Below are 19,600 nucleotides of genomic sequence, written 5' to 3' on the forward strand. Positions count from 1 at the left end.
TGGTGACCCCTACGAGACTCGAACTCGTGTTACCGGCGTGAGAGGCCGATGTCCTAACCGCTAGACGAAGGGGCCAAAGGTGTAAAAAGGCTGTAATTCTAGCTTTTAAGGGCTTAAAATGTGCTTAAAAAATCTAGAATTCCTAAGGAATTCTAGATTTTTGCGCAAAATTGCTAAAATTCGCTATAATCACAGCAAAAAGGACAAAAATGCAAAAAGGACAAAAATGAGCATAAGCGTGCTGATGTATCACCATGTGCTTGAAAATGATGGTACTATTGCTATTTCACAAAAAAACTTTGAAGCGCAGATGAAAATGCTAGCAAAGGGCGGCTATACCACCATCACACCTGATGAGCTACTAGCGTATAAACAAGGCAAAATCACCCTGCCAAAAAAATCCGTGCTAATTACCTTTGATGATGGTTGGAGAAATAACTACATTTATGCTTATCCTATTCTTAAAAAATATGGGCTAAAGGCTACGATTTTTCTAATTACTAGCTGGATAGAAGAGGCTAGCAAACATCCACTAGCTTTTGAGCCTGCCTGCCACGAAAAGGCCAAAATACTCGCAAAAGAACGCCCCGGCGCTGTTGTTTTAAACTGGGATGAGATAGAGGCGATGAGCGATGTTTTTAGCTTTCACTCGCACACGCACGGACATACGGACGGATATTTTGGCAAGCTTGATTTAGCAGATGATATCGGGCTTTGTAAACAGACGATTAAAAAGCGCCTTGGCTTTGATGATGTGCATTTGTGCTGGCCTCGTGGCGTCTATGATGAAAACTCTATAAAAATCGCCAAAGACGCTGGCTACAAGGTGCTTTACACCACAAAGCGTGGGGCAAATCTAAGCGATAATGAGTGCGAACATATTAAGCGCATAGCTATCAAAAATAGCACTTTTTGGCTGAAAAAAACGCTATTTATATATTGCAACGACACGCTCTCACAGCTTTATTCGCTAATAAAATCTAAGTGATGGTTAGCAGGGGTATTTTTAACTTAGGGAATTCTAGAATTCCCTACGTCATTGAGGGGAGTAAAGCGACCAAAGCTAGGAATTCTAGAATTCCCTAGGGAATTCTAGAAATTTCGTCATTGCGAGCGAAGCGAAGCAATCTTTAAGGAATTCTAAATTTATCCTTAGGAATTCTAGATTTTTGCTCGCTTTAGTGGGGCAAGCCCCACTGCTCGCAAATTTTATAAGGGCTACGCCCTAAACCCTTAGGGGCTGCCGCCCCTAAAACCCCGCAAAAATTTTATAATTCTTCCTCGCAATGACGGCGATTTCCGCAATGATGGCTATTTGATGAGATCCCCCGATCAGGCTGGGGGATGACACAAGGCTTAGGAATTCTAGAATTCCTTAGATAAAATCACTTAGGAATTCTAGTTTTTACTTAGGAATTCTAGATTTTACTTAGGAATTCTAGAATTGCTTAGAAACTTAGTCTTTGTTCTTTGCGGCGAGTGTTTTTGCCGTCTGTTGTTATATTATCAACTATGGTTTTGCCCTGTTCGTCGCCACCGCCGTGCCATTTTGTAATGCTAGCTTTGTAGCTATTAAATGTAGTGCCAAACTTGTCAGTTTCTAGCTCATAGCAGTTTCTAAAAATATTGCAATACTCTTTTGCTTGATCGCCTTTTAGCATTATGGTTACTTTGTCGGCTTCAAAACTCTTTAGAAAATCTGCGCCGTTTTTAAACTGCGCAAATTCCGCTCTTTCATACCTAAAAAGACTATTATCAGTAGCGGTTCCTCTTATATCCCTAAAGCCATAGTAGTTTATATGTCCTGCGATGGCGCTTGAGATAAAAACCTCAATTTCTTTGCATGCTGTGAGACTTGTAGACTCACAGTATCCAGCTAGATACACAGCGCCATCAGTAGTTCCGTTGCTAGCTAGGTTTGGAGCGATGATAGCAGCGTCTACGAAGTTTAGATCATCGCCTTTGTAGCTAGAAATAAAGGCTGCTTTCTCCTCTGTAATTGTTGTGTTTAAGTCTGCGTTTTTAGTCATGTCTATATTCACGCTTGAGCTACCTATATGGGCATAGCTTCTAGCTAGTAGATCCTCACGCTTGAGGTTTAGTTTATTAACCTTTATGTTTTTGCCAGCGTAGAATTTATCGTTGGGCATATTTATATCAATGTTATTTTTGTCTGTAATCTCTGTTGGTGTAGGATTAGCTTTGTAGAGTTTTTCGTGATTGTAAGGATTGTTTGGCTCTAATGTGAGCATGATAGCACCGCTTATATCAGTCTCATCATTGTTTACTGTTACTCTAAAATCAGCTGCTATGTCGTTTGTTTTGCTACCATTTATAGTGATAGTAGGATTTGCTGGATTACCTGAAAATTTTAGCGTATTAGCTACTTTTAGGTTATTGTCGTAGTGGCTAAGGGTGCGATTATTTTTTAAACTCTCAAGCGATGCGCCTATTGCCAAAATACTAGCGTTAAAATCAGCCGCTTCAAATATTTTATTATTTGTAGCGTTGTAGTCCTCTGCTTTTATTGTATGTATATAAGTAAGCTTATCTGTGCCGTAGCTATCATTTGCCGGTGAGTTTTTGCTCTCAAAAAGCATTTTATAAAGAGCTGGTTTAAAGGAATAAAAGTTTATCTCACCACCATTTGCATTCACAAATGGTATATTACAACCTACAAGATGGTGTTCTTTGCCGTTTATCATTACATTTTTCTCATAATCGTGGCTTTCAAGCACATCGCAAAGCGGGGTTACTTGGCTTTGAGAGTATCTTGTCCACTCGGTATCTACGCCATATAGCACAGTTGGACCTACATTATTGTAGGCTAGGACTTTTGTTTTATTTACTATATCTGTGTATATCTCGCTTTTTGCAGCTCCGTTAATCTCAGCTATAGCTATCTCACAGTTAGCTTTGCTACCAGCTACGCAAGGGCGAATTAGAGCGTTGCCATTTGTTTCGTTTATTGGATTTTGATTAGCGCCATCGCTGTATATTTTGCCTGTTATTGCTATTTCGGCAATAGAGTTGTAGCTCTCTATTGTATTGCCTTCTGCATCTACTGGGGTTAGAGTGATAGGTTTCATGGTTTTAGATTCTATGTTGTTTGCTACTACTTTACAATTATCGCAATTTGCTAAAGAGCCTATTTGTTTTATATTTATAGCATCACTAAACCCATCATCATAAGCTTTGCCGTCGTCGCTTTTATACCTTTGTTCAGCATATAGCCAATCATTATTTGGATTTGGTAGATTAGATACTTTTATTTCCTTTGGTCTAGCATCGAAGTAATATTGCTGATTTTTCCCATCTTGACAAGTGAGTTTTAAATGCATTTTTCGGTAGTTTGTGCCACTTTTATTTTCTATTGTAAAATTAATTTTTAAGCATTGATCATTTTCGCAATTGTAAGTAAATGGCGTTATTTGTTTGCCACTTCCGTCGTAGAGGTCTAGGCTTTGTATATTATTCCTTGTTTTGCACAAAAACTCGTCTTTGCCTGTAGCAGACCTAGTTGAAAAGTCTCTAGTTGTCTTTTGAGCTATGATTACCGCTGGCAGACCACGATCCGCGCTAGAGCCATTTTGCGGATCAACGCTATTATCGCTCATTTGCGTCCTGATTGCTAAAAGCGTGGTTTGTAGATTTATTTTTCCTGTTGTCTCAATATCGCCTGTATCGCAATCTCGCAAATAAAACTCTAGAACTTTTGTCTCATTTCTATTTATGATAAAAAATGATCTTGTAGGTCTATTTCTCGGGTTTTTATCCACTTCGCACGATGAAAGAGCGTAGTAATCGCTATTGGGGAAGTTGCTTTGATCACCTTTTTGTCTACCTACTTTAAATACTGCTTGTTTTTTTGATGTAACACCAGCGTTAAAGCGTAGTAGAATATTGCCTTGGCTATTGTTTGTAAAGAAAACTTTGGAAACACCAGGTATAATATCAGTAACATTAACATTGTATTGCCGAACGCTACCAGTTGGGATATCTAGCTCTAAAAATCCAAAAGATGATTGCGTAAAACCACTCTCATCAGTTATTTTAAAATCAGTTATGCTAAAACCAGCACTAACAAAGCCAGACATTAAAAACAAAGCTAAAAGCACCTTTTTCACAATAAAACCTCCTTAAAATCATAAGCGAATAAATCTCATAATTGTAGCACATTTTAAGCTTTTTACCATTAAAATCTTAAAATTTTAATCTAGAATTCCTAAGAAATTTAGCTAGGAATTCTAGAATTTACTTAGGAATTCTAGATTTTGCCTAGGAATTCTAGAATTTCTAGGGCGTCTTAGGCGTTTTTTAGCACATCTCGCACGACTTGGGCTATGATTTGTGCGCTTTTTATCTCGCAGCGTTCGTTTATTGTGTGTGCGCCGCTGATGTTTGGCCCTATGCTACAAGCTACTAGCTTTTTGCCTTTTTGCTTCATTTTTGCGCTTAGACAGCCGCATTCTAGCCCAGCGTGGATTGCTGTTATTTTAGCATTAGGGCGGTATTTTTGTAGAGCATTTAGCACGCTTTTAGCAAACTCGCTTTGCTCAGGCTCCCAGGGTATAGAACTAGCCCCAAACGAGCTTTGAAAGCCAGCAAGCTCGCTTATTGCCTCATAGCTATTTTTTAGCTTTGCTAGCTCCTCTTGGCTGCTGCTTCTAGCATATATTTGCACGCTAAAAGCTATGCGCGCATTTTCATCTTTGCTAGTAAGGCTAGTGCGCACTATAGCAAGGTTTGCGCTAGTTTTTGGCAGTCCTAGCCCCTCATCCCAGCCAAGCACACCATGCGGTAGAGCGAGCAAAAAATCATTTAACAAAGGAATTCTAGAATTGCTAGAATTCCTAGTGAAATCAGCCGAATTTGATTTCATTATAATGGGATTTTTTAAATCATCATCACAAAGTTTAGCAAAAAGCTCTTTTGCGCCTAATAAATCAAGCTTTTTAGCCTTGACTAGCCCCTTGCTTTGTAGCTTGCTAGAAGCAGATACTAGCGCCTTTGCCCAAGTAGGTATAGCATTGTCTCTATCTCCACCGCTTATAGCAAGGATGTTTGCGCCATGATTTTTGGCAAAATGCGCTAGTTCTTTGATGGCATTTGGGATATTTTTGGCTATTTGCATGCCGCTATGCCCACCCTCTAGCCCCTCGCAGCTAAGCTCGTAGTAATTAGCACTTAAATTGCTGCTATTTTGAGTGCAGTTTTCTGCGCTAGTGCTATGAGAGCCTTCATTAGATAAAAGCCCAGTGCCAAAATGCTCACTCACGCTAGGGCTAAAAAGCTCGCCTAAACCGAGCTCGCAAGGCTCAAACTCACGCCTAAACTCTGCTAAAAGCCCACCAGCGCAGCCGATGATGACCTCACTATCATCCTCGCTATCAAGGTTTAGTAGAGCTGGAGCGCAAATCTCGCCAGCAAAAGCATTTGCGCCGATTAGCCCCACCTCCTCATCGCTAGTAAAAAGCACCTCTAAATCCTGCGCCTCGTCCATTATATCCATAATAATAGCAAGCCCGATGCCATTATCAGCGCCTAGCGTGGAGTTTTTCGCACTTAAAAACTCTCCATCATTTTCAAGCTCTATTTTTGGTGCCTCGCCCACGCAAACCATATCATAATGGGCTTGAAGGCAGATTTTTGGCTTGCCTTTTATAGCGTGGATATTAAAATTCTCATCAATTTTGGTATCAAAACCACGAGATTTTGAGAATTCTAGAAGGAATTCGCCTAGTTTTTGTGCCTGATAAGAACAATGTGGGATAGAACAAATCTGCTCAAAATACCCTAAAAATCGCATTTTTACACCTTTTAGAAAAAATTTTTTGAAAATTATACTAAAAAATCTTGACATTTGTATTTTTTTGGGCTATAATTCCACTTCGTTAATCAAGTTTATGTCTTGCTAGCTCAGTCGGTAGAGCATCTCCCTTTTAAGGAGGGGGCCGTTGGTTCGAATCCAACGCAGGACACCACTTTCTTTTTTAACGATCGGTCGCTTAGCTCAGTTGGTAGAGCGCTACCCTTACAAGGTAGATGTCATAAGTTCGAGTCTTATAGCGACCACCATCTTTTATGGTTGCGGCGGTAGTTCAGCTGGTTAGAATATCGGCCTGTCACGTCGGAGGTCACGGGTTCGAGCCCCGTTCGCCGCGCCATTTCTTTCGGTTTTTTGACCATTTTGCAGGCTTGACCCTTTCGTCTAGAGGGCCCAGGACATCGCATTCTCTGTGCGAGAACGCAAGTTCAAATCTTGCAAGGGTCGCCAGACTTTCTTTTTTTAAATTTGTTTTGCCTCGTTAGCTCAGTTGGTAGAGCAGATCACTCTTAATGATAAGGCCGTAGGTTCGACCCCTACACGGGGCACCACTTATTAAAATCAAATAATTTCAAAAAGTATCAAATAGCACGAATATATCAAGCTTTCAGGGCTTTTATAGTCTCAAATGATTTCATAAGATTTCATTTAATTTCAGCAAAAACCTTGTATAATTCCTTGTATAAAGGGGGATGAAATGGCAAGTTTTGTAAAAGATGCGCAGATAAAAGCGTTTAGAATTCCAAGTGATAAAAAGCGAGTTTTGTTAAATGATGAAGCGAGCAAAAATCTATTTTTAAATGTTACGCAAACTAGCAAGGCTTTTTTGTTTATCTACGAAAAAGATAAAAAGCAAAAATCAATCACGCTGGGCAAATACCCAAGCCTAAGTCTAAGTGATGCTAGGCGCAAGGCTGATGAGCTAAGAGAGCAAATCGCCAAAGGGCTAGACCCACAGCTAGAAAAGCAAGAAAACGAGCTTAGCTTTAATCAAGTAGCGAGCCTTTGGCTAAAAGAGCAAGAAAAAAGGGGTTTAGCCACCTTTAAAAAAAGCATAAAAGCTAGACTTGAGAATCACTTGCTCCCACGCCTAGCCCAGCGAAAAATCAAAGATTTAAAGCGCAATGAGCTTGTAGAGCTTATCAAAAACTTAGAGCTAAAAGACAAAAGGGGCGATGGCTATGAGACTAAGTCAAAAACCTTTGGAATTCTAAAAAATATTTTAAAATTTGTTAGCATTGAAGGGCTTATAGATGATTATACTAGCCCTTTGGCTGATTTGGAATTTAGCGATTTTTTCAAAGACAAGCACGAAGTAAAGCACCACCGCTTTATTACTGACGCTACCGAGCTACAAAGCTTTTTAACCGCCATAAATAGCTACAAAAACGAGCTTATAAAATCTGCTTTGAAGTTTGGGATATACACGGCTTTACGCTCAGCAAATGTGCGAAAACTACGCTGGGAGTGGCTGGATTTTAGCAAAAAGCTAATCATAATCCCAGCTAATGAAATGAAAATGAAAAGAGAGTTTATTTTGCCGATGAGTTCTGGGGTAGAAGCGATTTTAAAAAGTATGGATAAAACCTGCGAGCTAGTTTTTAGCCACAATGAAAAGCCGATGAGCGATAGCACGCTAAATAAGGCAATAAAAATTCTAGGCTTTGGCAAAGCCCAAGACTTTCACGGACTGCGTGGGCTTTTTAGCACTACGCTAAATGAGCTAAGCACCACGCACAAGCTAAGCGCAGAGATAATCGAGCTGTGCCTAGCCCACGAGCAAAAAGACACTGTGCGAAGTGCGTATAACCACGCCTTGCGCCTTGATGAAAAGCGTGAGCTAATGCAGTTTTGGGCTGATTATATAGATAGCTTATGCTAGCATTTGATCTACTAGCTTTTTCTCCCAAAGCAGAATTCTATCGCTTAGCCTTTTTGGCTGTGGGAGCTTGCCAGCTTTGAGATACCGCCAAAGCGTGGCTTTGCTGATGTGCAAGTAGGCGCACAGCTGTTTTGTGCTTAGCCACTCGCTCATTTTAGCTCCTTTATGCCTAGCGCAGCTGCTAGGTTAAGCTCAGCTTCTATGCCAGCACTCTCACAGCTATGTTTGCTTTTTGCTACATAGATAAAAGCGCAAGATTTTAAAAGCTCACGGCTAGCTTCTAAGTTTTTCTCTCTCTCATCTGCGTTTTTTTCGCTTATTCGCCCAGCCCACAGCAGCACAGGACTTACTGGATAAAAGCCCATTTTTGCCACTTCATCACAGGCTTTTTCTGCCAACAGCACCGCAAATTCTTTATCCCAAATTTTGCTAAATGGACTTGCTATATATACTAATTTACTCATTTTTTTATCCCTCAAAATTTACAAAAACAATCTTTTAACGGCTCATCATCAAAGAGCGAGCCACAGCCGTCATCCTGCGCTTTAAAGCGTGTTTCTAGTTCGTCCACACTCCACTTATTAAACCAGTATTTATTATAGATTTTTTCGCCCTTAGCCTCTTGCGCTAAAATCTCGCTTTCTAGTTCTTTTATTTTCTGCCACTCGCTAGGATAATATTTCCATAAATTAAACTTAGCCCGCATTGACTGGGCAGGGCAAAAAGCACAGCCCGTGCGTGTAAAATGCCTATAAAGCGGATTTTCTAGCTCACGCTCTTTTAAATAGTTTTGGCAGTCTCTTTCACTCATTTTAAAATCAGTGATTAAAGGGTAAGCTAGATTTTCATTTTCTAAATCTGCCCTGTGCTTTTCATCTATCGTTATTCCTAGGTAAGTGATAACATCACTTTTGCTTACACCAAGATTTTTTATAAAATCGTCCTCAGTGTGTAGCTTAGAGTATAGCCGCCAGTCGCAATAGCCCATCTGCGGCAAAAATGCGCCTTTAATTTCGCCTTTATGCTCGCCTTTACTAACCCTAGAAAATACCGCCTCGTTTATGCTCTTTTTTGGCTTTGTGCGTGTTATGCTTTTGCCATAAGCCTTTTTAAAATAAGCATCTAGCTTATCTAAATACTCATACATTGCGCCAAACTCAGCGAGCGTGTCGCAAAAAAGGATATAATCAAGCGGATAATTATTGCGAAGTAGCAAATCCACCATCGCAGTGCTATCTTTGCCACCGCTTAATTTTGCGATATAGATTTTTTTATTCATCGCTAATCCTTGCCAACTCATAGTTAGCTTGATACCACCTAGCCCTTGCCTCATCGCTCTCATCTTTTACCCACTTTTTGCTTACTTCATCATACGAGCCAGTGCGTGAGCTAATCTCTTTAATAGTTTCATCCATAGCAATTTGAAAATTAAAGCCGTAAAGCTCGCAAATATCAGCACATTTATCCAAAATTGAGTTAAAATAAATAGCTGTATCTTTTGGATAATCTCCAAAAATAATAGCTTTATTAAAATGAGTTACTCTCTCTATGAGAAAATTTAACTCAGCATTTATGCTGTAATTTGCGTTTGGCTGGATTTGGGTAACCTTAAAATCACAAGGTATATCAGCCCCTGCGTTTATCGTAAAAACGCTAATATCGCACAAAGCGTCAATTATCCCGTGTTCGGCGTATTTTTTATTTTTTGGGTAAGGATAACTTGGCTTAGAGAATCTCTCATACTCTCTAAGCGCCGTTGCCAACTCGCCCAGCTCTTCCATCACATTAACTAAATATCCCTCTTTTTGGCTCTGCGCTGTTATGCCTCGCTCGTGTCTCCACGCTTTTAATTTAGCGTAGATTTCATTTAAATCAATTTTCATTTTTCATCCTTATTCATCATTTAGCCCCATTAGCTCTTTGGCTTTTTCTAGCGTGCCTGCTAGCTCAAAGCTTACAGGGCGGAATTCCCTTATAGCTGATTTTTTAGAGCCTTTTTCGGTGTAATATATGCGCACCGCACCCTTTGCTATCTTGTCGCTATCGTAGCTTGATACTAGCCTAGGCTTGCATTTATCACGTTCAAGGGCTTTGTAGCACGCAGCGCAAGCACAGCGGATAGCACTCTCGCACTCTTTAAGCGAGCCAAAAAAGCAAGGGCTAAAGCCACATCCTGCCTCGTGTAATTTACCGCCGATTTGCGTGGTGGTATCTATCATATATACGACTTTGCTAGCGTGTCCTTTTTTTCGCTCGGCTCTTAGCTGCTTTAACTCGCTTAAAAGCTCGGCTAGTTCAGTGCCTAAATTGTCTTTTATTTGTTTAGCTAGGCTCATTTTTTATCCTTATTCATCTGCTTTTATCCCCCATTTATCTAGGATTTCACAAATAGCCTTATTTACTTCATCTCTGCCGTAATTGCTTTGGCGAAAATACATATGCGCTGCGCTCGCACCATTAAAAAGCCCCATATTTACAAGCTCACCGGCTAAATGCCCCAGCTTTGCGCCACTTCGCACAGCGTCTTTGTAGCTCTCAATTAGATTTGCTAAATATGTATTTTTTTCTATTTTTTCTAGCTCTTTTAGCTTAAAGCCCACTTTATCAAAAAACACTGGCGATGTGCGATGATTTTTGCCCTTTTTTTGATACAAAAAGCCATCGTATTTTGATGTTTTGGTTTTGCCCCTTACTTTAAAATTGTGGCTGACATATATCCTTGAGCGGTCATTTACGCTCATATTAGCTATTTTTATCAGTCTAGCTTTTATCTGCGCTGGGGCTGTATCATAGTCTAAATACATTTGCTCCACCTTTTAAAATGGAATTTCATCTAAATCTTGCGCCAAATTTTGCGGCTGTGAATTGCTACGATTTTGCGCTTGGTTATAATTTTGCGGTGCTTGATTGTAGCCTAGATTAGAATTCCCACCATTATTTGCGTAGTTTGTTACGCTCACGCCAAGCACAGCCCCACTATTTGCGATATTTTGCGCCATTGCCTCAGCCCCAGAATTCCAGCTGTTATTAGCAGAATTCCCAGCCCACGCCTTAGGGCTTTTGGTAAATTCTAGCTTTTGGATGATGATTTTATGCTTTGTGCGTTTTTTCCCTGTATCTTGCTCTTGCCACTCATCGGCTGATATTTCGCCCACTCCGCAGAGCATATCGCCTTTTTGATAATACTGATTTATCAGCTCGGCTGTCTTACCAAAAGCCACAAAGTCCAAAAATACCGTGCTTTGATTGCCATTTGCGTCTTTTTTATTAAAGGCTAGTGAGTTAGAGATCACCGCCAAGCTTGAATTTTGCGTATATTTTAGCTCTATATCTCTACAAATCGTGCCGTTAAAAATAAATAAGTTCATCTGCTCTCCCTTTCAATCAAAAAATCTAGATATTGCCTTGCTTTTTTGAGATCCTCTAAGCCATTTTTGCGCTTATAGCGGCAAAGGTATTTGATGACATTACCCTCGCAAAATCCTAGCTGATTTGCTAGGATAAACTCTATTGGCTGGATGTTCATAATAGCGTAGTGATCGCCGCCTACTTGCTTACTGGTTGCCATTTAAAACCTCGCCATTTTCGTCTATTATTTGCGGTTCGGTAGCTTCATAGGCTATTGCGTTTAGATCAATTTGGCTGATTTTTGGCGTATCACTAGCCATCTCCATATCAGCCTTATTATCAAGCGCAATTGCGTTTGCGATAGCCACGCTTTTAAAATTCAGTGCTTCACGGCTTAGCACGTATTTTATCGCTTTTGCTTGATACATCTCTTCGCACCACTGCGCCCACGGACTATAATTGCTCTTTGCGCTAGGGCTTTTGGTTTTTATCTTTTCTAGCTTGTCTTTTGGCACAAAAACGCGCTTGGTATAGCCATCGCTCATATCTTTTATCAGCACTAGCACGCCACGCAAGTTTTTCATATACCACGCATCATCGCTAGAATTTCGCTCTTTGTCATTTGGCACGAAGATTATTTTCTCATCAAACTCGCTAAGATCTCGGCTGAATTCATCGCAGATAAACACGCTATGCGCCTTTATACGCTTGCCAGCTCTCTCAGCTAGGGTTTGCCAGCCTTTGTAGCTGATTACGGCTTGGGCGTCATTTTTATACTTTACGATATAAGCTTGGGCTAGATTGCGGTTAATGTCTAGATCAAGCTCAGCTAGGCTAAATGCGCTTTTTAGCACCGAGTTCACGCTACATTGCGCTAGGTTTTCGCTGCTTGCTATGTCAATGAGAGCGGACTTGAAGCGTGTCATCTTTGCGCTATCACCGCTAAAAAACTCAGCCATTTTTGAGAGTGCTTGCTCGCTATTTAATGCTGATTTTACCGCTACTGGCAAACTCTCTTTTTTTACTACTTCGTTCATTTTACGCACCTTTTTTGTATTTTTGTTTTATTTCGTTCTGCTCGCAAAGGCTAAAGAGATCAGGCTCATAGCTAGAATTTAGCCACTCCGCCGCCTTACTCGCAAAGTCTTTATTTACTTCAAAGCCATACGCTCTGCGCCCTAGATTTCTAGCGGCGATTATCGTGCTGCCACTTCCACAGCAAGGATCTATCACTACATCATTAGGGTCAGTAAAAAGCGCAATTAGCTTCTCAAGTAGCCTAACTGGCTTTTGCGTGGGATGAATTCTTGCTATTTTGCTGTCATTTTCCCACTCAAAGCAGTTCATTATCATTTTGCCGTTATTGCGAAATTTTGGCAGTTTATCTCTATAAAATAAAAGTCCATACTCGCAATTTCCTACAATTCGCATATTTGCCTTTAACACCTGCGCCGAGCTTTTTTTTCTAAAAACTAGGTTTATATAGTGCTTAAAGCCGTGCCTCTCAGCTAGCTCTATTAGTCTAAATTGCTGTTCAAAGGCGCAAAAGACTAGCATACAGCCAGCAGAATTAACAGCTTTGGGCTCTTTTATGATTAGCTTATGGCAGAAGTGAAAAAACTCAGCTAAATTAAAGTTTTTATCCGTGTCGAAAAACTGCTTTCCAGCTTTATCGCTATAATGCTCTTTTGAATTTCCATCGCTAAATCCATCCACTAAGCCGCCGTCTTTATACCACTGCCTGCTACTAGCATAAGCATTTGCGCCTAGATTGTAGGGGATATCAGCGATTACAAGCTGGGCTTTTGGCAAATGGCGGCTTTTGTAGTTTTGAAAATTATCGTTAAAAATCTGCCATTTTTGCATCACGCACCCTTATTATATACCCACGCTGGCAGGTCTATCTCTTGAATTATTTTTTGGTTAATTTGCCCGTTTTCATCTATGCTTAGCCCCGCAAAGTCTGGGAATTCTAGATTTTGCGCTTTTAGAGCGATGATTTTATCTAGGGCGTTTTGATAGCACTCACGCCCAAACTCTACCGCTTTTTCGCTAAGTGTAAAAAACCCCACCATATAAGGCGCAGTTTTTTCCACCACCACAAAGACAAAGCCATTAACCGCTAAGCCATTTGCCATTAAAATATCGCTATATAGTGCCTGCTGGATGTGGTAGTTAAAGTTGCCTATGCTTTTGCCAAACTCGCTAGCATTTGCGCTGGTTTTGACATCCACGACAAGCCCTAGTTTTTGATTATAGTAGTCAGGGCGGCACTTTATCTCTTGCCCTTTGTAAGTGCTAAAAAAGCTTCTCTCAGCAAAGCCGTCAGTGATGAATTTCTGCGCTGTTTTGTTAGCTAGCACGGCTTTTGCCATAGCCCTTGCTTGTTCATAAAGCATAGGGCTTAGAATGCTCTTGCCAAAAGCTAACTCTAAAAAATCGCTATAAGCCGCCTTGCCCTCTTTGCTACGCTTGTCAATTCTAGGCTCTACTATAAACTCACTCTCAAAGTCATTTGGCTCTAAAATCAGCTTATGCACGCACGAGCCAAGTAGCAAGGCTGGGCTATCATCGCTAGCTAATTTGCCAGCCTTTTTAAGCGCAAATTTCTTTGGACTTTGTAAAAACAAATCTATATCGCTCTTGCTAATTGCGCTGTGAGCGTGGTAGTCTTTATTTGTCATTGTCTAGCCCCTTTAGCTCGTTTTCTACTTGTTTTAGCAAAGCATCTGCTTTATCTAGCAAAGCCGCTGAGCGCTCATCATTGCGAGTTTGCACTGAGTTTGCCTCTCTTACATTATCTAGCGCAGTGTTTAGCGAGTGTAGATAAAACCACAGCTTAGATATTTTTGCGTTTATTTCGTTCATTTTCGTCCTTTACCACAGCCAGCTAAAAAGCCCTTTGCGCTTTGTTAGCTTTTCGTTAGCACTTCGCAGCTCTTCGCTTTGGCGCAGTATTATTGCGCTTAGCTCTGAGTTTTGCTTTATCAGCTCGCCTATTTTGTTCTCTTTGCGAGAGATTAAACTCTCAAAGGCTTTTAGCTGATCGTTTGCTAAATCTAGCTCTTTTTTTAGCTCAGCATTTTGCTTTTTTAGCTCTATATTTTGCTTTTTTATGTCTGCTATTCTCATTTTTACCCCCCTTTATCCAAAAAATCTACTAAGCCAACCCCCAGCTTGTGTCTGTTCTTGTGGCGTGTAGATTTGTATTGTAGGCTTTGCTACTTCGTTGTGAGCTTTTATCATTTGACTTAGCTCATCTCTTACGCTTTTTAGCTCTGCTTTTAGAGCGTTATAAGCATTTTCTAGCTCTGCCACTTCGTTTTTATGGTTTTCACACAAGATTTTATTTTCAGCTTCTAGTTTGTCTAGCTTACTTTTTAGCCGCTCATTTTCTAGCCTTAGCGCATAAGCCTCAGCCCCTACTGGCTGTTTTTGTAGAGATACAAATATTTTGCGAGACTTCATTTCTGTTTTCAAAATTCCGTCATCTTGTAGCGACAAAACAGCATTTCGCAGGTTTCCATAAGACGCTGTGTTATTTGTAGGGTCTATACCAATTATCTGCGCTATCTCGCCAAGAGTTATTTCAAAGTCGTCTCTTTGCCCTTTAAAGAAATTTAAAACTTCATCTTTAAATGTAGTGCGGCTTATAGGTTTAGGTTTAGGGTTAGGGTGGTATTTTTTTACATTTGCTTTATACTCTTGCTTTATTTTTTCAAGGTCGCTCTTTTTTATCTTATACTGAGGCGCGTCATCATAAATGGTAATTGGACTTTTAACCCCGTAAGCCCTGATATACCTATAAGCTGTCTCTTTAGCGCAGCCAAGCGTATCAATCAGATCGCCAGCAGTTACCGAGATATACTCGTTATCTTTGCCTAAATCTTGCTCTTTTTGTGGGTTTGTGTCTTTTTTGTAAAGTGCTTGTATTTGCTTTATTATCTCATCTGTATAGTATAGCTCCACTCTGCCACTTGCGCTTGGCTTTTGCTTTGGCTTTATTAGCCCTAGTCTTTGGTATTGCCTTATGGTATCAAAAGGCACACCTGAGATAGCTTCTACTTGACTTTGTGAATATTCTCCGTAAAAATATGCCATTTTCTCCCCCTTATGCGCTTAGGAATTCTTTGCGTATTTTGCGCTTTCTTGCTAGGTTGATTTTATACTGGGTGATTAGCTTTTCATACTCTCTTGGAGCTTTTATCAGCTCGTATATACAATCGCCCCTCACTCTAAAAGTAGCGATATTAAAGCCGATTTTGCGCAGATCTACTATGCGCTGGGCTAGACCACGCACACCATATTCGATAAATACTTCTCTAGAGCTTACTTTGCCGTATTTTACTAGCAGGCTCGCTACTAGCTCTAGCGAGTGCTTTGCTTGTGAATTTGTTATCATTTTTCATCCTTTTTTAGATTATTATTAAGGCTATGGTTAGCACCACAGCGCCGACAGCGATTAACATTTTTAGCGCATCATCATTATTTTTGCGCCTTTCACATCCGCCCCATACTCTCATAGCACACCTAGATCCGCTGGGCTTTTTATGCCTCCCGCTTTTAGGATATTTGCCATTTTTGCTAGGGCTTCCTTTTGTATAACTAGAATTTGGGTTTCACTATATCCTAGCTTACGCCCCACTTGTTTAAGGCTCAGTCCGTTTGGTCTTAGCGGCTCATTTTTTGCTAAACTCATCTAAAAACTCCTGATAGGCTAGCTCATCATCGTCTTGTTCGCTTGACTCTTGGCTGTCTTCGCACTCGTCGCACTCATCGCACTCATAGCTAGACGGACTTAGCCAGCTATCACTTCGCTCAGGGCATTTTGGTAAGTTGTCCCTATACTCAAATCCATTTATCATTTTTTCTCCTTTTTTTAAGACAGCTTAAAAAAGCAGTGGGGCTAGCGGCGGAATTTTCTAGAATTACTAAGCAATAGTTTAAACTTTCTAGGAGGAAAAAACATGATTTTAATTTTTCTTAAGGATGCTTAAAATGCACATTATTGTTTCCCCACTGCTTGCCTAAGCTGTCTTTTTGTATCATTATCCAGCTTGACTGGATAATCTTGGCATTTGGGAATTCTAGAATTCTAGAATTCCCTTGTTTGTTTTCAAGCTTTTATCTTTGACAATGTTAAGTTAAAAAACATTTTTCATATTCTAGGGGGCGAACCCCCTTAATCTTAAAAAAAGGTGAAAATATGAAAAAAACCCAGCTACTCCAAAAAGTGCTTTTTAACTTTGTGGCTCTTTTAAGCTCTTTTTGTTTCGCTGGTGGAAGTGTATCAAAAGGACACTTAAATATAGCTTAAAAAGTGTGATAAAAAGACACTTTTTTAAAAAAGCATAAAAATGCGAAAAATAGATAAAAAAGCAAAAATTCTAAAAAATCTGCTATAATTTCACAAAAATAAGGAAAAAGATGGATATAAAAAACGCAAAAATCGTGCTAAACAACGCAGAGCAAATCGGTGTAGAGTGTAAATGCTGTGGAGCAATGGTATTCTCAAGCTGGGAAAAAATAACCGAACTTTATAAATGCCCCATTTGTAAAAAGCCCCTAAACGAGCTAGAAAGGGCTATGCTAGTATCATTTAAAAATATCAAAGAAAACAACAAAGAATGCTTTTTTAACATAGTCTTTGCGGAGTAAAATGGATAATATCAAAACCTTTGATTTATATGTAGGCAAAATTCTAGCATTTTTATACACGGAATTCCCTTGTAAATGCGAGCTAAACTATAAAAGCGACTTTGGCGAAGTAAATGCTAAGATAATGTTTGCCACGCTAATTTGGCTAAAAGATAGTGGCTTTATAGACTTTGAAAGCACTATAAATGATGATTTTATCTATAATGCTATTTTGAGCCCCAAGGGACTAGAGCTACTAAAACAACAGCCCAAAAGCCTAGAGCAAAAAAAGAGCTTTGGTGAGTGGCTAAGCGAATGCGCTAGCAGTGGCAAAGATGAGCTTATAAGGCGCAGTGCTAGCGAGCTACTACATTACTCACTAGGCTTTTTAGCTAAATTATTTTAGAAAATTAACCTAAATTTTAAGCAAAAAGCAAAAAGTAAAGACATTAAAAGAAATTAAAAGAAATTAAGCCTTTTTTCGCAAAAACTTAAAAAATATTGTTATAATTGTAGTCTTACAAAAAGAGGGAAAAAAATGAAAGAAAGAATATTCACAAAAGAGCTTGTAACAAATGCTTTTAACAAGGCTTTTGAAGGCAAAAAGCTACAAGACGGCGATATACAAAACCATGTAAATCAAAGTGATAGAGAGCTTTTGCAAAACTACTTTAAAGGCGATAAAAGAACTATCTCTTTATTTAATTTAGATGACCGAGATAGAGAAATGCTGGACTTTATAAACAAAAGATTTGCTAAATAATGAATTTAAATATAGACCTAGACACAGCGACAAATGCGCTAGAGATATTTAATATCATAACAAATCAATTTGGCGCAAAAGCACTAGACAAAGACCAAGCCAACAATGAACTAAAAAAAATATTTGACCAATACGCAGAGCATATATTTAACCACAAGTTAAATGTCAATGGCGCGTGTCCTTATAAAATAATCTCGTGGCTCAGCTACACACTAGCTGAAAATGAGTTTGCTAATAATAAAAAACTTGCTATGATATACATAGAAGTAGGCATTAGCATGATGAGAAAAATGCTAAAAGAAGCAGGCAAAGAGCTAAACGCAGACTCAGAAAAAAAGCTTATTAGCATGGTAAATGCAGAGCTAGAAAACAATCATCATGTAGGTATAGGCAAAAATGGTTTATATACAGCATTTCGCACACTAGCTTATAATAATAATTTCACTATTCAAAAATTACACCAAACATTTGATGAGCTTAATTCTAAACTCATCAAATATAGGGCAAAATACGGCGATATATAGCTTACTTCACACCTTGACTAGCAAACTGAAAACCTGAGCCTATTTTAACTGTGATTTTGCCATATACTGCGCCTAGTATTTCCCAAGCATAGCCCTTGCTACTAGCGGTAAATGCTGGATAAGCTGGATTTATGCTAATGAGATTTATATCATTATTTGGCAAGAACTCAATGCGCTTTATATACACCACATCGCCAAGGCGAACTAGATAAATTCCAGGGCGTTTTATATAGTCTCTACCACCTAAAAACTCCACCAAAAGATAGTCGCCGTCATTGAACTCAGGCATCATACTATCGCCGTAGCATTGAATGATTTTTGCGTATTTAGCATTTACCTTGCCTAAGAATTCTTGCGGTAGCTTGATGCACCTTTCAACCTTAAAATCAGGGTCTAGCGTGCCCTCTGTGCCAAAGCCAGCTCGCATTTGTAAAAGTGGTATTTGTGGCGAGGTAAAAGGTTCTAGCTCTTTTTGCTTTTCAATTATTTTTGTTAAATCAACACATAAAAAATCAGCAATTAAATGTATTTTTTCATCACTTGGATTTTTTGGTGCTGTTTTTCTAAACCAGCCTTTTATCGTGTCTATTGAAGTGGCTTGTCCTTTAAGCTTTAAAAAATCTAGCAAATCGCTTTGCGTAACTCCACGCTCGTCCATTATAAGCCTAGTTTTATCTTTGTTTAGTTTCATATCGTCTCCTTTTAAAAAGTGTTCTATTATACCACTTTTTATTTTATAAATCAAAATTCAATATCACACTTAAAGATTTTTTAAGTGTCCTTGTGATACACTTGCGCCTATGAATTACAAAGAATTTAAAAAAATACTTTTAGAGTATTACGCAAAAGATAGCATAAAACACATTTTAGCGGGGTCATTGAAAAAACCCAGCTACGAAGTAATGCTAAAGCTATCAAAAGAACACGGAATTCCGTTTGAGGCGTGGCAAGATATAAGAGCTTGGCTCGGTCTGCCACCAACACGCACGCAACTAAAATTAAGGGAGCAAAAATGAGTAAAAAAGAATTAAAACAAAGAGTTAGAAAGCTAGAAGCGCAAATGTATGTGATAAAAGATTTAATCGCTGCTTTTAATAGCTTAAAACGCTGGGATTGCGACTATAGAGAAAGTGGCGAGTTTTTGTTTAAAGAGGTTAAAAAGTTATTTAAACCTTGCTTTGATAATGCTAGAGACGCATACCAAGCAAGGCTAGAAAAAGACGCTAAGCGTTTAGTTTAGCTTTGGTAGCAAGTGGTCTACTATGACTGTTTGCTCATCGTTTACCCCAAGGCAGCGCAAATACTCTTTTATAGCGTTTGCGTCTTTGCCTTGTGCGTGTAGTGTGGCGACTATGTTGCCCACTATCAGCATATCAAGGTTTAGATTGTCCATTGTAAAAGCTCCTTTCATAAGATTTGGCACGCTAATTATAGCAAAAGGGGCTTTTAGAGTGAACACTCAAAATTAAAGGCATAAAATGAAAATTCTAAACCTTTTTGAAATTATTTGTGCGGCGGTGATTATGGTGCTGCTGCTATTTGCTGTGGCGATGCTGCCGATGCCAACTGCTTGCGAGCAACGCTCAGCGATAGAAATTCCAAGGTGTAGGTAGGTGCTA

Annotated in this window: 30 protein-coding genes and 6 tRNA genes; 14 read left to right on the forward strand and 22 right to left on the reverse strand. The window is 39.4% G+C overall.

The genetic code is table 11. The features are described from left to right. Positions 1 to 75, reverse strand: a tRNA-Glu gene (locus PTQ34_RS03925). A 43-nt stretch (positions 76 to 118) separates the two neighbouring features. On the opposite strand from PTQ34_RS03925, the gene PTQ34_RS03930 reads away from it, so the two are divergent. Continuing rightward, the gene (locus PTQ34_RS03930) at positions 119 to 988 is read left to right on the forward strand and encodes a polysaccharide deacetylase family protein (RefSeq protein ID WP_318532614.1); all 870 of its coding nucleotides are present in this window, start codon (positions 119 to 121) and stop codon (positions 986 to 988) included. Between the two features lie 460 nt (positions 989 to 1,448). On the opposite strand, the gene PTQ34_RS03935 is transcribed toward PTQ34_RS03930, so the two are convergent. Continuing rightward, positions 1,449 to 4,127, reverse strand: coding sequence for a hypothetical protein (locus PTQ34_RS03935; protein ID WP_273932217.1), 2,679 nt, complete (start codon positions 4,125 to 4,127; stop codon positions 1,449 to 1,451). A 179-nt stretch (positions 4,128 to 4,306) separates the two neighbouring features. Beyond that, positions 4,307 to 5,809, reverse strand: a complete 1,503-nt coding sequence (locus tag PTQ34_RS03940) for a M20/M25/M40 family metallo-hydrolase (RefSeq protein ID WP_273932218.1) — start codon at positions 5,807 to 5,809, stop codon at positions 4,307 to 4,309. 99 nt (positions 5,810 to 5,908) lie between these two features. Here PTQ34_RS03940 and PTQ34_RS03945 point away from each other — a divergent pair. The 6 genes from PTQ34_RS03945 to PTQ34_RS03970 all read left to right on the forward strand — a co-directional run bounded on the left by PTQ34_RS03945 (position 5,909) and on the right by PTQ34_RS03970 (position 7,709). Then, positions 5,909 to 5,984, forward strand: a tRNA-Lys gene (locus PTQ34_RS03945). Positions 5,985 to 6,002: 18 nt separating this feature from the next. After that, positions 6,003 to 6,078 (forward strand) — tRNA-Val (locus tag PTQ34_RS03950). Positions 6,079 to 6,090: 12 nt separating this feature from the next. Beyond that, a tRNA-Asp gene (locus tag PTQ34_RS03955) sits at positions 6,091 to 6,167 on the forward strand. A gap of 33 nt (positions 6,168 to 6,200) precedes the next feature. Next, positions 6,201 to 6,277: transfer RNA gene (locus PTQ34_RS03960), tRNA-Glu, on the forward strand. A gap of 25 nt (positions 6,278 to 6,302) precedes the next feature. After that, a tRNA-Lys gene (locus tag PTQ34_RS03965) sits at positions 6,303 to 6,378 on the forward strand. A gap of 146 nt (positions 6,379 to 6,524) precedes the next feature. Then, positions 6,525 to 7,709, forward strand: a complete 1,185-nt coding sequence (locus PTQ34_RS03970; RefSeq protein ID WP_273932219.1) for a tyrosine-type recombinase/integrase — start codon at positions 6,525 to 6,527, stop codon at positions 7,707 to 7,709. Here PTQ34_RS03970 and PTQ34_RS03975 read toward each other — a convergent pair. From PTQ34_RS03975 to PTQ34_RS04055, 17 genes are all read right to left on the reverse strand, one after another. Beyond that, positions 7,701 to 7,862: a helix-turn-helix transcriptional regulator gene (locus PTQ34_RS03975; protein ID WP_273932220.1), complete on the reverse strand. Its 162-nt coding sequence runs from the start codon at positions 7,860 to 7,862 to the stop codon at positions 7,701 to 7,703. The genes PTQ34_RS03970 and PTQ34_RS03975 overlap by 9 nt on opposite strands. Continuing rightward, a complete protein-coding gene (locus PTQ34_RS03980) occupies positions 7,859 to 8,173 on the reverse strand; it encodes a DUF7768 domain-containing protein (protein ID WP_273932221.1) in 315 nt (104 codons plus the stop codon). The genes PTQ34_RS03975 and PTQ34_RS03980 overlap by 4 nt, the downstream gene beginning before the upstream one ends. Before the next feature lie 11 nt (positions 8,174 to 8,184). Continuing rightward, positions 8,185 to 8,988 (reverse strand): phosphoadenosine phosphosulfate reductase domain-containing protein, encoded by an 804-nt coding sequence (locus tag PTQ34_RS03985; protein WP_273932222.1) that lies wholly within the window; start codon positions 8,986 to 8,988, stop codon positions 8,185 to 8,187. After that, positions 8,981 to 9,592: a hypothetical protein gene (locus PTQ34_RS03990; RefSeq protein WP_273932223.1), complete on the reverse strand. Its 612-nt coding sequence runs from the start codon at positions 9,590 to 9,592 to the stop codon at positions 8,981 to 8,983. The genes PTQ34_RS03985 and PTQ34_RS03990 overlap by 8 nt, the downstream gene beginning before the upstream one ends. Positions 9,593 to 9,601: 9 nt before the next feature. Further along, positions 9,602 to 10,045, reverse strand: a complete 444-nt coding sequence (locus tag PTQ34_RS03995) for a hypothetical protein (RefSeq protein ID WP_273932224.1) — start codon at positions 10,043 to 10,045, stop codon at positions 9,602 to 9,604. Positions 10,046 to 10,054: 9 nt separating this feature from the next. Beyond that, positions 10,055 to 10,513: a hypothetical protein gene (locus PTQ34_RS04000; RefSeq protein ID WP_273932225.1), complete on the reverse strand. Its 459-nt coding sequence runs from the start codon at positions 10,511 to 10,513 to the stop codon at positions 10,055 to 10,057. A 12-nt stretch (positions 10,514 to 10,525) separates the two neighbouring features. Further along, positions 10,526 to 11,077, reverse strand: coding sequence for a single-stranded DNA-binding protein (locus PTQ34_RS04005; RefSeq protein ID WP_273932226.1), 552 nt, complete (start codon positions 11,075 to 11,077; stop codon positions 10,526 to 10,528). Beyond that, positions 11,074 to 11,277, reverse strand: a complete 204-nt coding sequence (locus tag PTQ34_RS04010; protein ID WP_273932227.1) for a DUF3310 domain-containing protein — start codon at positions 11,275 to 11,277, stop codon at positions 11,074 to 11,076. The genes PTQ34_RS04005 and PTQ34_RS04010 overlap by 4 nt, the downstream gene beginning before the upstream one ends. After that, a complete protein-coding gene (locus PTQ34_RS04015) occupies positions 11,264 to 12,094 on the reverse strand; it encodes a recombinase RecT (RefSeq protein ID WP_273932228.1) in 831 nt (276 codons plus the stop codon). Before PTQ34_RS04015 ends, PTQ34_RS04010 begins: the two co-directional genes overlap by 14 nt. 1 nt (position 12,095) lies before the next feature. After that, positions 12,096 to 12,923 (reverse strand): DNA-methyltransferase, encoded by an 828-nt coding sequence (locus tag PTQ34_RS04020; RefSeq protein WP_273932229.1) that lies wholly within the window; start codon positions 12,921 to 12,923, stop codon positions 12,096 to 12,098. Then, positions 12,923 to 13,741, reverse strand: a complete 819-nt coding sequence (locus PTQ34_RS04025) for a PD-(D/E)XK nuclease-like domain-containing protein (protein WP_273932230.1) — start codon at positions 13,739 to 13,741, stop codon at positions 12,923 to 12,925. The genes PTQ34_RS04020 and PTQ34_RS04025 overlap by 1 nt, the downstream gene beginning before the upstream one ends. Continuing rightward, complete coding sequence (locus PTQ34_RS04030) at positions 13,731 to 13,925, reverse strand: hypothetical protein (RefSeq protein WP_273932231.1); 195 nt, start codon at positions 13,923 to 13,925, stop codon at positions 13,731 to 13,733. Before PTQ34_RS04030 ends, PTQ34_RS04025 begins: the two co-directional genes overlap by 11 nt. Before the next feature lie 9 nt (positions 13,926 to 13,934). Continuing rightward, entirely contained in the window at positions 13,935 to 14,189 is a 255-nt protein-coding gene (locus PTQ34_RS04035) for a hypothetical protein (RefSeq protein WP_273932232.1), read from the reverse strand. Between the two features lie 12 nt (positions 14,190 to 14,201). Further along, on the reverse strand, positions 14,202 to 15,158 hold the full coding sequence (locus PTQ34_RS04040; protein ID WP_273932233.1) for a MerR family transcriptional regulator: 957 nt from the start codon (positions 15,156 to 15,158) through the stop codon (positions 14,202 to 14,204). A 10-nt stretch (positions 15,159 to 15,168) separates the two neighbouring features. Further along, positions 15,169 to 15,459 carry a helix-turn-helix domain-containing protein gene (locus PTQ34_RS04045; RefSeq protein ID WP_273932234.1) on the reverse strand — a complete coding sequence of 97 codons (291 nt, stop codon included), beginning with the start codon at positions 15,457 to 15,459 and terminating at the stop codon, positions 15,169 to 15,171. Positions 15,460 to 15,576: 117 nt separating this feature from the next. Further along, the gene (locus PTQ34_RS04050; protein WP_273932235.1) at positions 15,577 to 15,756 is read right to left on the reverse strand and encodes a hypothetical protein; all 180 of its coding nucleotides are present in this window, start codon (positions 15,754 to 15,756) and stop codon (positions 15,577 to 15,579) included. Then, positions 15,737 to 15,922 (reverse strand): hypothetical protein, encoded by a 186-nt coding sequence (locus PTQ34_RS04055; protein ID WP_273932236.1) that lies wholly within the window; start codon positions 15,920 to 15,922, stop codon positions 15,737 to 15,739. Before PTQ34_RS04055 ends, PTQ34_RS04050 begins: the two co-directional genes overlap by 20 nt. Positions 15,923 to 16,484: 562 nt before the next feature. On the opposite strand from PTQ34_RS04055, the gene PTQ34_RS04060 reads away from it, so the two are divergent. The 4 genes from PTQ34_RS04060 (at position 16,485) to PTQ34_RS04075 (ending at position 17,981) form a co-directional block, all read left to right on the forward strand. Further along, positions 16,485 to 16,715 carry a hypothetical protein gene (locus tag PTQ34_RS04060; protein WP_273932237.1) on the forward strand — a complete coding sequence of 77 codons (231 nt, stop codon included), beginning with the start codon at positions 16,485 to 16,487 and terminating at the stop codon, positions 16,713 to 16,715. 1 nt (position 16,716) lies between these two features. Beyond that, positions 16,717 to 17,100 carry a hypothetical protein gene (locus PTQ34_RS04065; RefSeq protein WP_273932239.1) on the forward strand — a complete coding sequence of 128 codons (384 nt, stop codon included), beginning with the start codon at positions 16,717 to 16,719 and terminating at the stop codon, positions 17,098 to 17,100. A 132-nt stretch (positions 17,101 to 17,232) separates the two neighbouring features. After that, positions 17,233 to 17,457 carry a hypothetical protein gene (locus PTQ34_RS04070; RefSeq protein ID WP_273932240.1) on the forward strand — a complete coding sequence of 75 codons (225 nt, stop codon included), beginning with the start codon at positions 17,233 to 17,235 and terminating at the stop codon, positions 17,455 to 17,457. Beyond that, entirely contained in the window at positions 17,457 to 17,981 is a 525-nt protein-coding gene (locus PTQ34_RS04075) for a hypothetical protein (protein ID WP_273932241.1), read from the forward strand. Before PTQ34_RS04070 ends, PTQ34_RS04075 begins: the two co-directional genes overlap by 1 nt. A gap of 1 nt (position 17,982) precedes the next feature. On the opposite strand, the gene PTQ34_RS04080 is transcribed toward PTQ34_RS04075, so the two are convergent. Further along, positions 17,983 to 18,672, reverse strand: a complete 690-nt coding sequence (locus PTQ34_RS04080; RefSeq protein WP_273932242.1) for a S24 family peptidase — start codon at positions 18,670 to 18,672, stop codon at positions 17,983 to 17,985. A 109-nt stretch (positions 18,673 to 18,781) separates the two neighbouring features. Between PTQ34_RS04080 and PTQ34_RS04085 the strand changes: the two genes are divergently transcribed. Then, on the forward strand, positions 18,782 to 18,997 hold the full coding sequence (locus PTQ34_RS04085) for a hypothetical protein (protein ID WP_273932243.1): 216 nt from the start codon (positions 18,782 to 18,784) through the stop codon (positions 18,995 to 18,997). Further along, on the forward strand, positions 18,994 to 19,221 hold the full coding sequence (locus PTQ34_RS04090; RefSeq protein ID WP_273932244.1) for a hypothetical protein: 228 nt from the start codon (positions 18,994 to 18,996) through the stop codon (positions 19,219 to 19,221). The genes PTQ34_RS04085 and PTQ34_RS04090 overlap by 4 nt, the downstream gene beginning before the upstream one ends. On the opposite strand, the gene PTQ34_RS04095 is transcribed toward PTQ34_RS04090, so the two are convergent. Further along, positions 19,213 to 19,374, reverse strand: coding sequence for a hypothetical protein (locus tag PTQ34_RS04095; RefSeq protein ID WP_273932245.1), 162 nt, complete (start codon positions 19,372 to 19,374; stop codon positions 19,213 to 19,215). The two genes, PTQ34_RS04090 and PTQ34_RS04095, sit on opposite strands and share 9 nt — an antisense overlap. A gap of 85 nt (positions 19,375 to 19,459) precedes the next feature. Between PTQ34_RS04095 and PTQ34_RS04100 the strand changes: the two genes are divergently transcribed. Next, positions 19,460 to 19,594 (forward strand): hypothetical protein, encoded by a 135-nt coding sequence (locus PTQ34_RS04100; RefSeq protein WP_273932246.1) that lies wholly within the window; start codon positions 19,460 to 19,462, stop codon positions 19,592 to 19,594. The last annotated feature ends 6 nt before the right edge of the window (positions 19,595 to 19,600 follow it).

It is taken from the genome of Campylobacter magnus (genome assembly GCF_028649595.1).
Lineage (GTDB): Bacteria > Campylobacterota > Campylobacteria > Campylobacterales > Campylobacteraceae > Campylobacter > Campylobacter magnus.

What these genes read in the sequence shown, in the direction of transcription:
- PTQ34_RS03930 (WP_318532614.1), top strand. Translation starts at nt 119, where the DNA reads ATGTGCTTAAAAAATCTAGAATTCCTAAGGAATTCTAGATTTTTGCGC.
- PTQ34_RS03940 (WP_273932218.1), bottom strand. Translation starts at nt 5,809, where the DNA reads ATGCGATTTTTAGGGTATTTTGAGCAGATTTGTTCTATCCCACATTGT.
- PTQ34_RS03970 (WP_273932219.1), top strand. Translation starts at nt 6,525, where the DNA reads ATGGCAAGTTTTGTAAAAGATGCGCAGATAAAAGCGTTTAGAATTCCA.
- PTQ34_RS03975 (WP_273932220.1), bottom strand. Translation starts at nt 7,862, where the DNA reads ATGAGCGAGTGGCTAAGCACAAAACAGCTGTGCGCCTACTTGCACATC.
- PTQ34_RS03980 (WP_273932221.1), bottom strand. Translation starts at nt 8,173, where the DNA reads ATGAGTAAATTAGTATATATAGCAAGTCCATTTAGCAAAATTTGGGAT.
- PTQ34_RS03985 (WP_273932222.1), bottom strand. Translation starts at nt 8,988, where the DNA reads ATGAATAAAAAAATCTATATCGCAAAATTAAGCGGTGGCAAAGATAGC.
- PTQ34_RS03990 (WP_273932223.1), bottom strand. Translation starts at nt 9,592, where the DNA reads ATGAAAATTGATTTAAATGAAATCTACGCTAAATTAAAAGCGTGGAGA.
- PTQ34_RS03995 (WP_273932224.1), bottom strand. Translation starts at nt 10,045, where the DNA reads ATGAGCCTAGCTAAACAAATAAAAGACAATTTAGGCACTGAACTAGCC.
- PTQ34_RS04000 (WP_273932225.1), bottom strand. Translation starts at nt 10,513, where the DNA reads ATGTATTTAGACTATGATACAGCCCCAGCGCAGATAAAAGCTAGACTG.
- PTQ34_RS04005 (WP_273932226.1), bottom strand. Translation starts at nt 11,077, where the DNA reads ATGAACTTATTTATTTTTAACGGCACGATTTGTAGAGATATAGAGCTA.
- PTQ34_RS04010 (WP_273932227.1), bottom strand. Translation starts at nt 11,277, where the DNA reads ATGGCAACCAGTAAGCAAGTAGGCGGCGATCACTACGCTATTATGAAC.
- PTQ34_RS04015 (WP_273932228.1), bottom strand. Translation starts at nt 12,094, where the DNA reads ATGAACGAAGTAGTAAAAAAAGAGAGTTTGCCAGTAGCGGTAAAATCA.
- PTQ34_RS04020 (WP_273932229.1), bottom strand. Translation starts at nt 12,923, where the DNA reads ATGCAAAAATGGCAGATTTTTAACGATAATTTTCAAAACTACAAAAGC.
- PTQ34_RS04025 (WP_273932230.1), bottom strand. Translation starts at nt 13,741, where the DNA reads ATGACAAATAAAGACTACCACGCTCACAGCGCAATTAGCAAGAGCGAT.
- PTQ34_RS04030 (WP_273932231.1), bottom strand. Translation starts at nt 13,925, where the DNA reads ATGAACGAAATAAACGCAAAAATATCTAAGCTGTGGTTTTATCTACAC.
- PTQ34_RS04035 (WP_273932232.1), bottom strand. Translation starts at nt 14,189, where the DNA reads ATGAGAATAGCAGACATAAAAAAGCAAAATATAGAGCTAAAAAAGCAA.
- PTQ34_RS04040 (WP_273932233.1), bottom strand. Translation starts at nt 15,158, where the DNA reads ATGGCATATTTTTACGGAGAATATTCACAAAGTCAAGTAGAAGCTATC.
- PTQ34_RS04045 (WP_273932234.1), bottom strand. Translation starts at nt 15,459, where the DNA reads ATGATAACAAATTCACAAGCAAAGCACTCGCTAGAGCTAGTAGCGAGC.
- PTQ34_RS04050 (WP_273932235.1), bottom strand. Translation starts at nt 15,756, where the DNA reads ATGAGTTTAGCAAAAAATGAGCCGCTAAGACCAAACGGACTGAGCCTT.
- PTQ34_RS04055 (WP_273932236.1), bottom strand. Translation starts at nt 15,922, where the DNA reads ATGATAAATGGATTTGAGTATAGGGACAACTTACCAAAATGCCCTGAG.
- PTQ34_RS04060 (WP_273932237.1), top strand. Translation starts at nt 16,485, where the DNA reads ATGGATATAAAAAACGCAAAAATCGTGCTAAACAACGCAGAGCAAATC.
- PTQ34_RS04065 (WP_273932239.1), top strand. Translation starts at nt 16,717, where the DNA reads ATGGATAATATCAAAACCTTTGATTTATATGTAGGCAAAATTCTAGCA.
- PTQ34_RS04070 (WP_273932240.1), top strand. Translation starts at nt 17,233, where the DNA reads ATGAAAGAAAGAATATTCACAAAAGAGCTTGTAACAAATGCTTTTAAC.
- PTQ34_RS04075 (WP_273932241.1), top strand. Translation starts at nt 17,457, where the DNA reads ATGAATTTAAATATAGACCTAGACACAGCGACAAATGCGCTAGAGATA.
- PTQ34_RS04080 (WP_273932242.1), bottom strand. Translation starts at nt 18,672, where the DNA reads ATGAAACTAAACAAAGATAAAACTAGGCTTATAATGGACGAGCGTGGA.
- PTQ34_RS04085 (WP_273932243.1), top strand. Translation starts at nt 18,782, where the DNA reads ATGAATTACAAAGAATTTAAAAAAATACTTTTAGAGTATTACGCAAAA.
- PTQ34_RS04090 (WP_273932244.1), top strand. Translation starts at nt 18,994, where the DNA reads ATGAGTAAAAAAGAATTAAAACAAAGAGTTAGAAAGCTAGAAGCGCAA.
- PTQ34_RS04095 (WP_273932245.1), bottom strand. Translation starts at nt 19,374, where the DNA reads ATGGACAATCTAAACCTTGATATGCTGATAGTGGGCAACATAGTCGCC.
- PTQ34_RS04100 (WP_273932246.1), top strand. Translation starts at nt 19,460, where the DNA reads ATGAAAATTCTAAACCTTTTTGAAATTATTTGTGCGGCGGTGATTATG.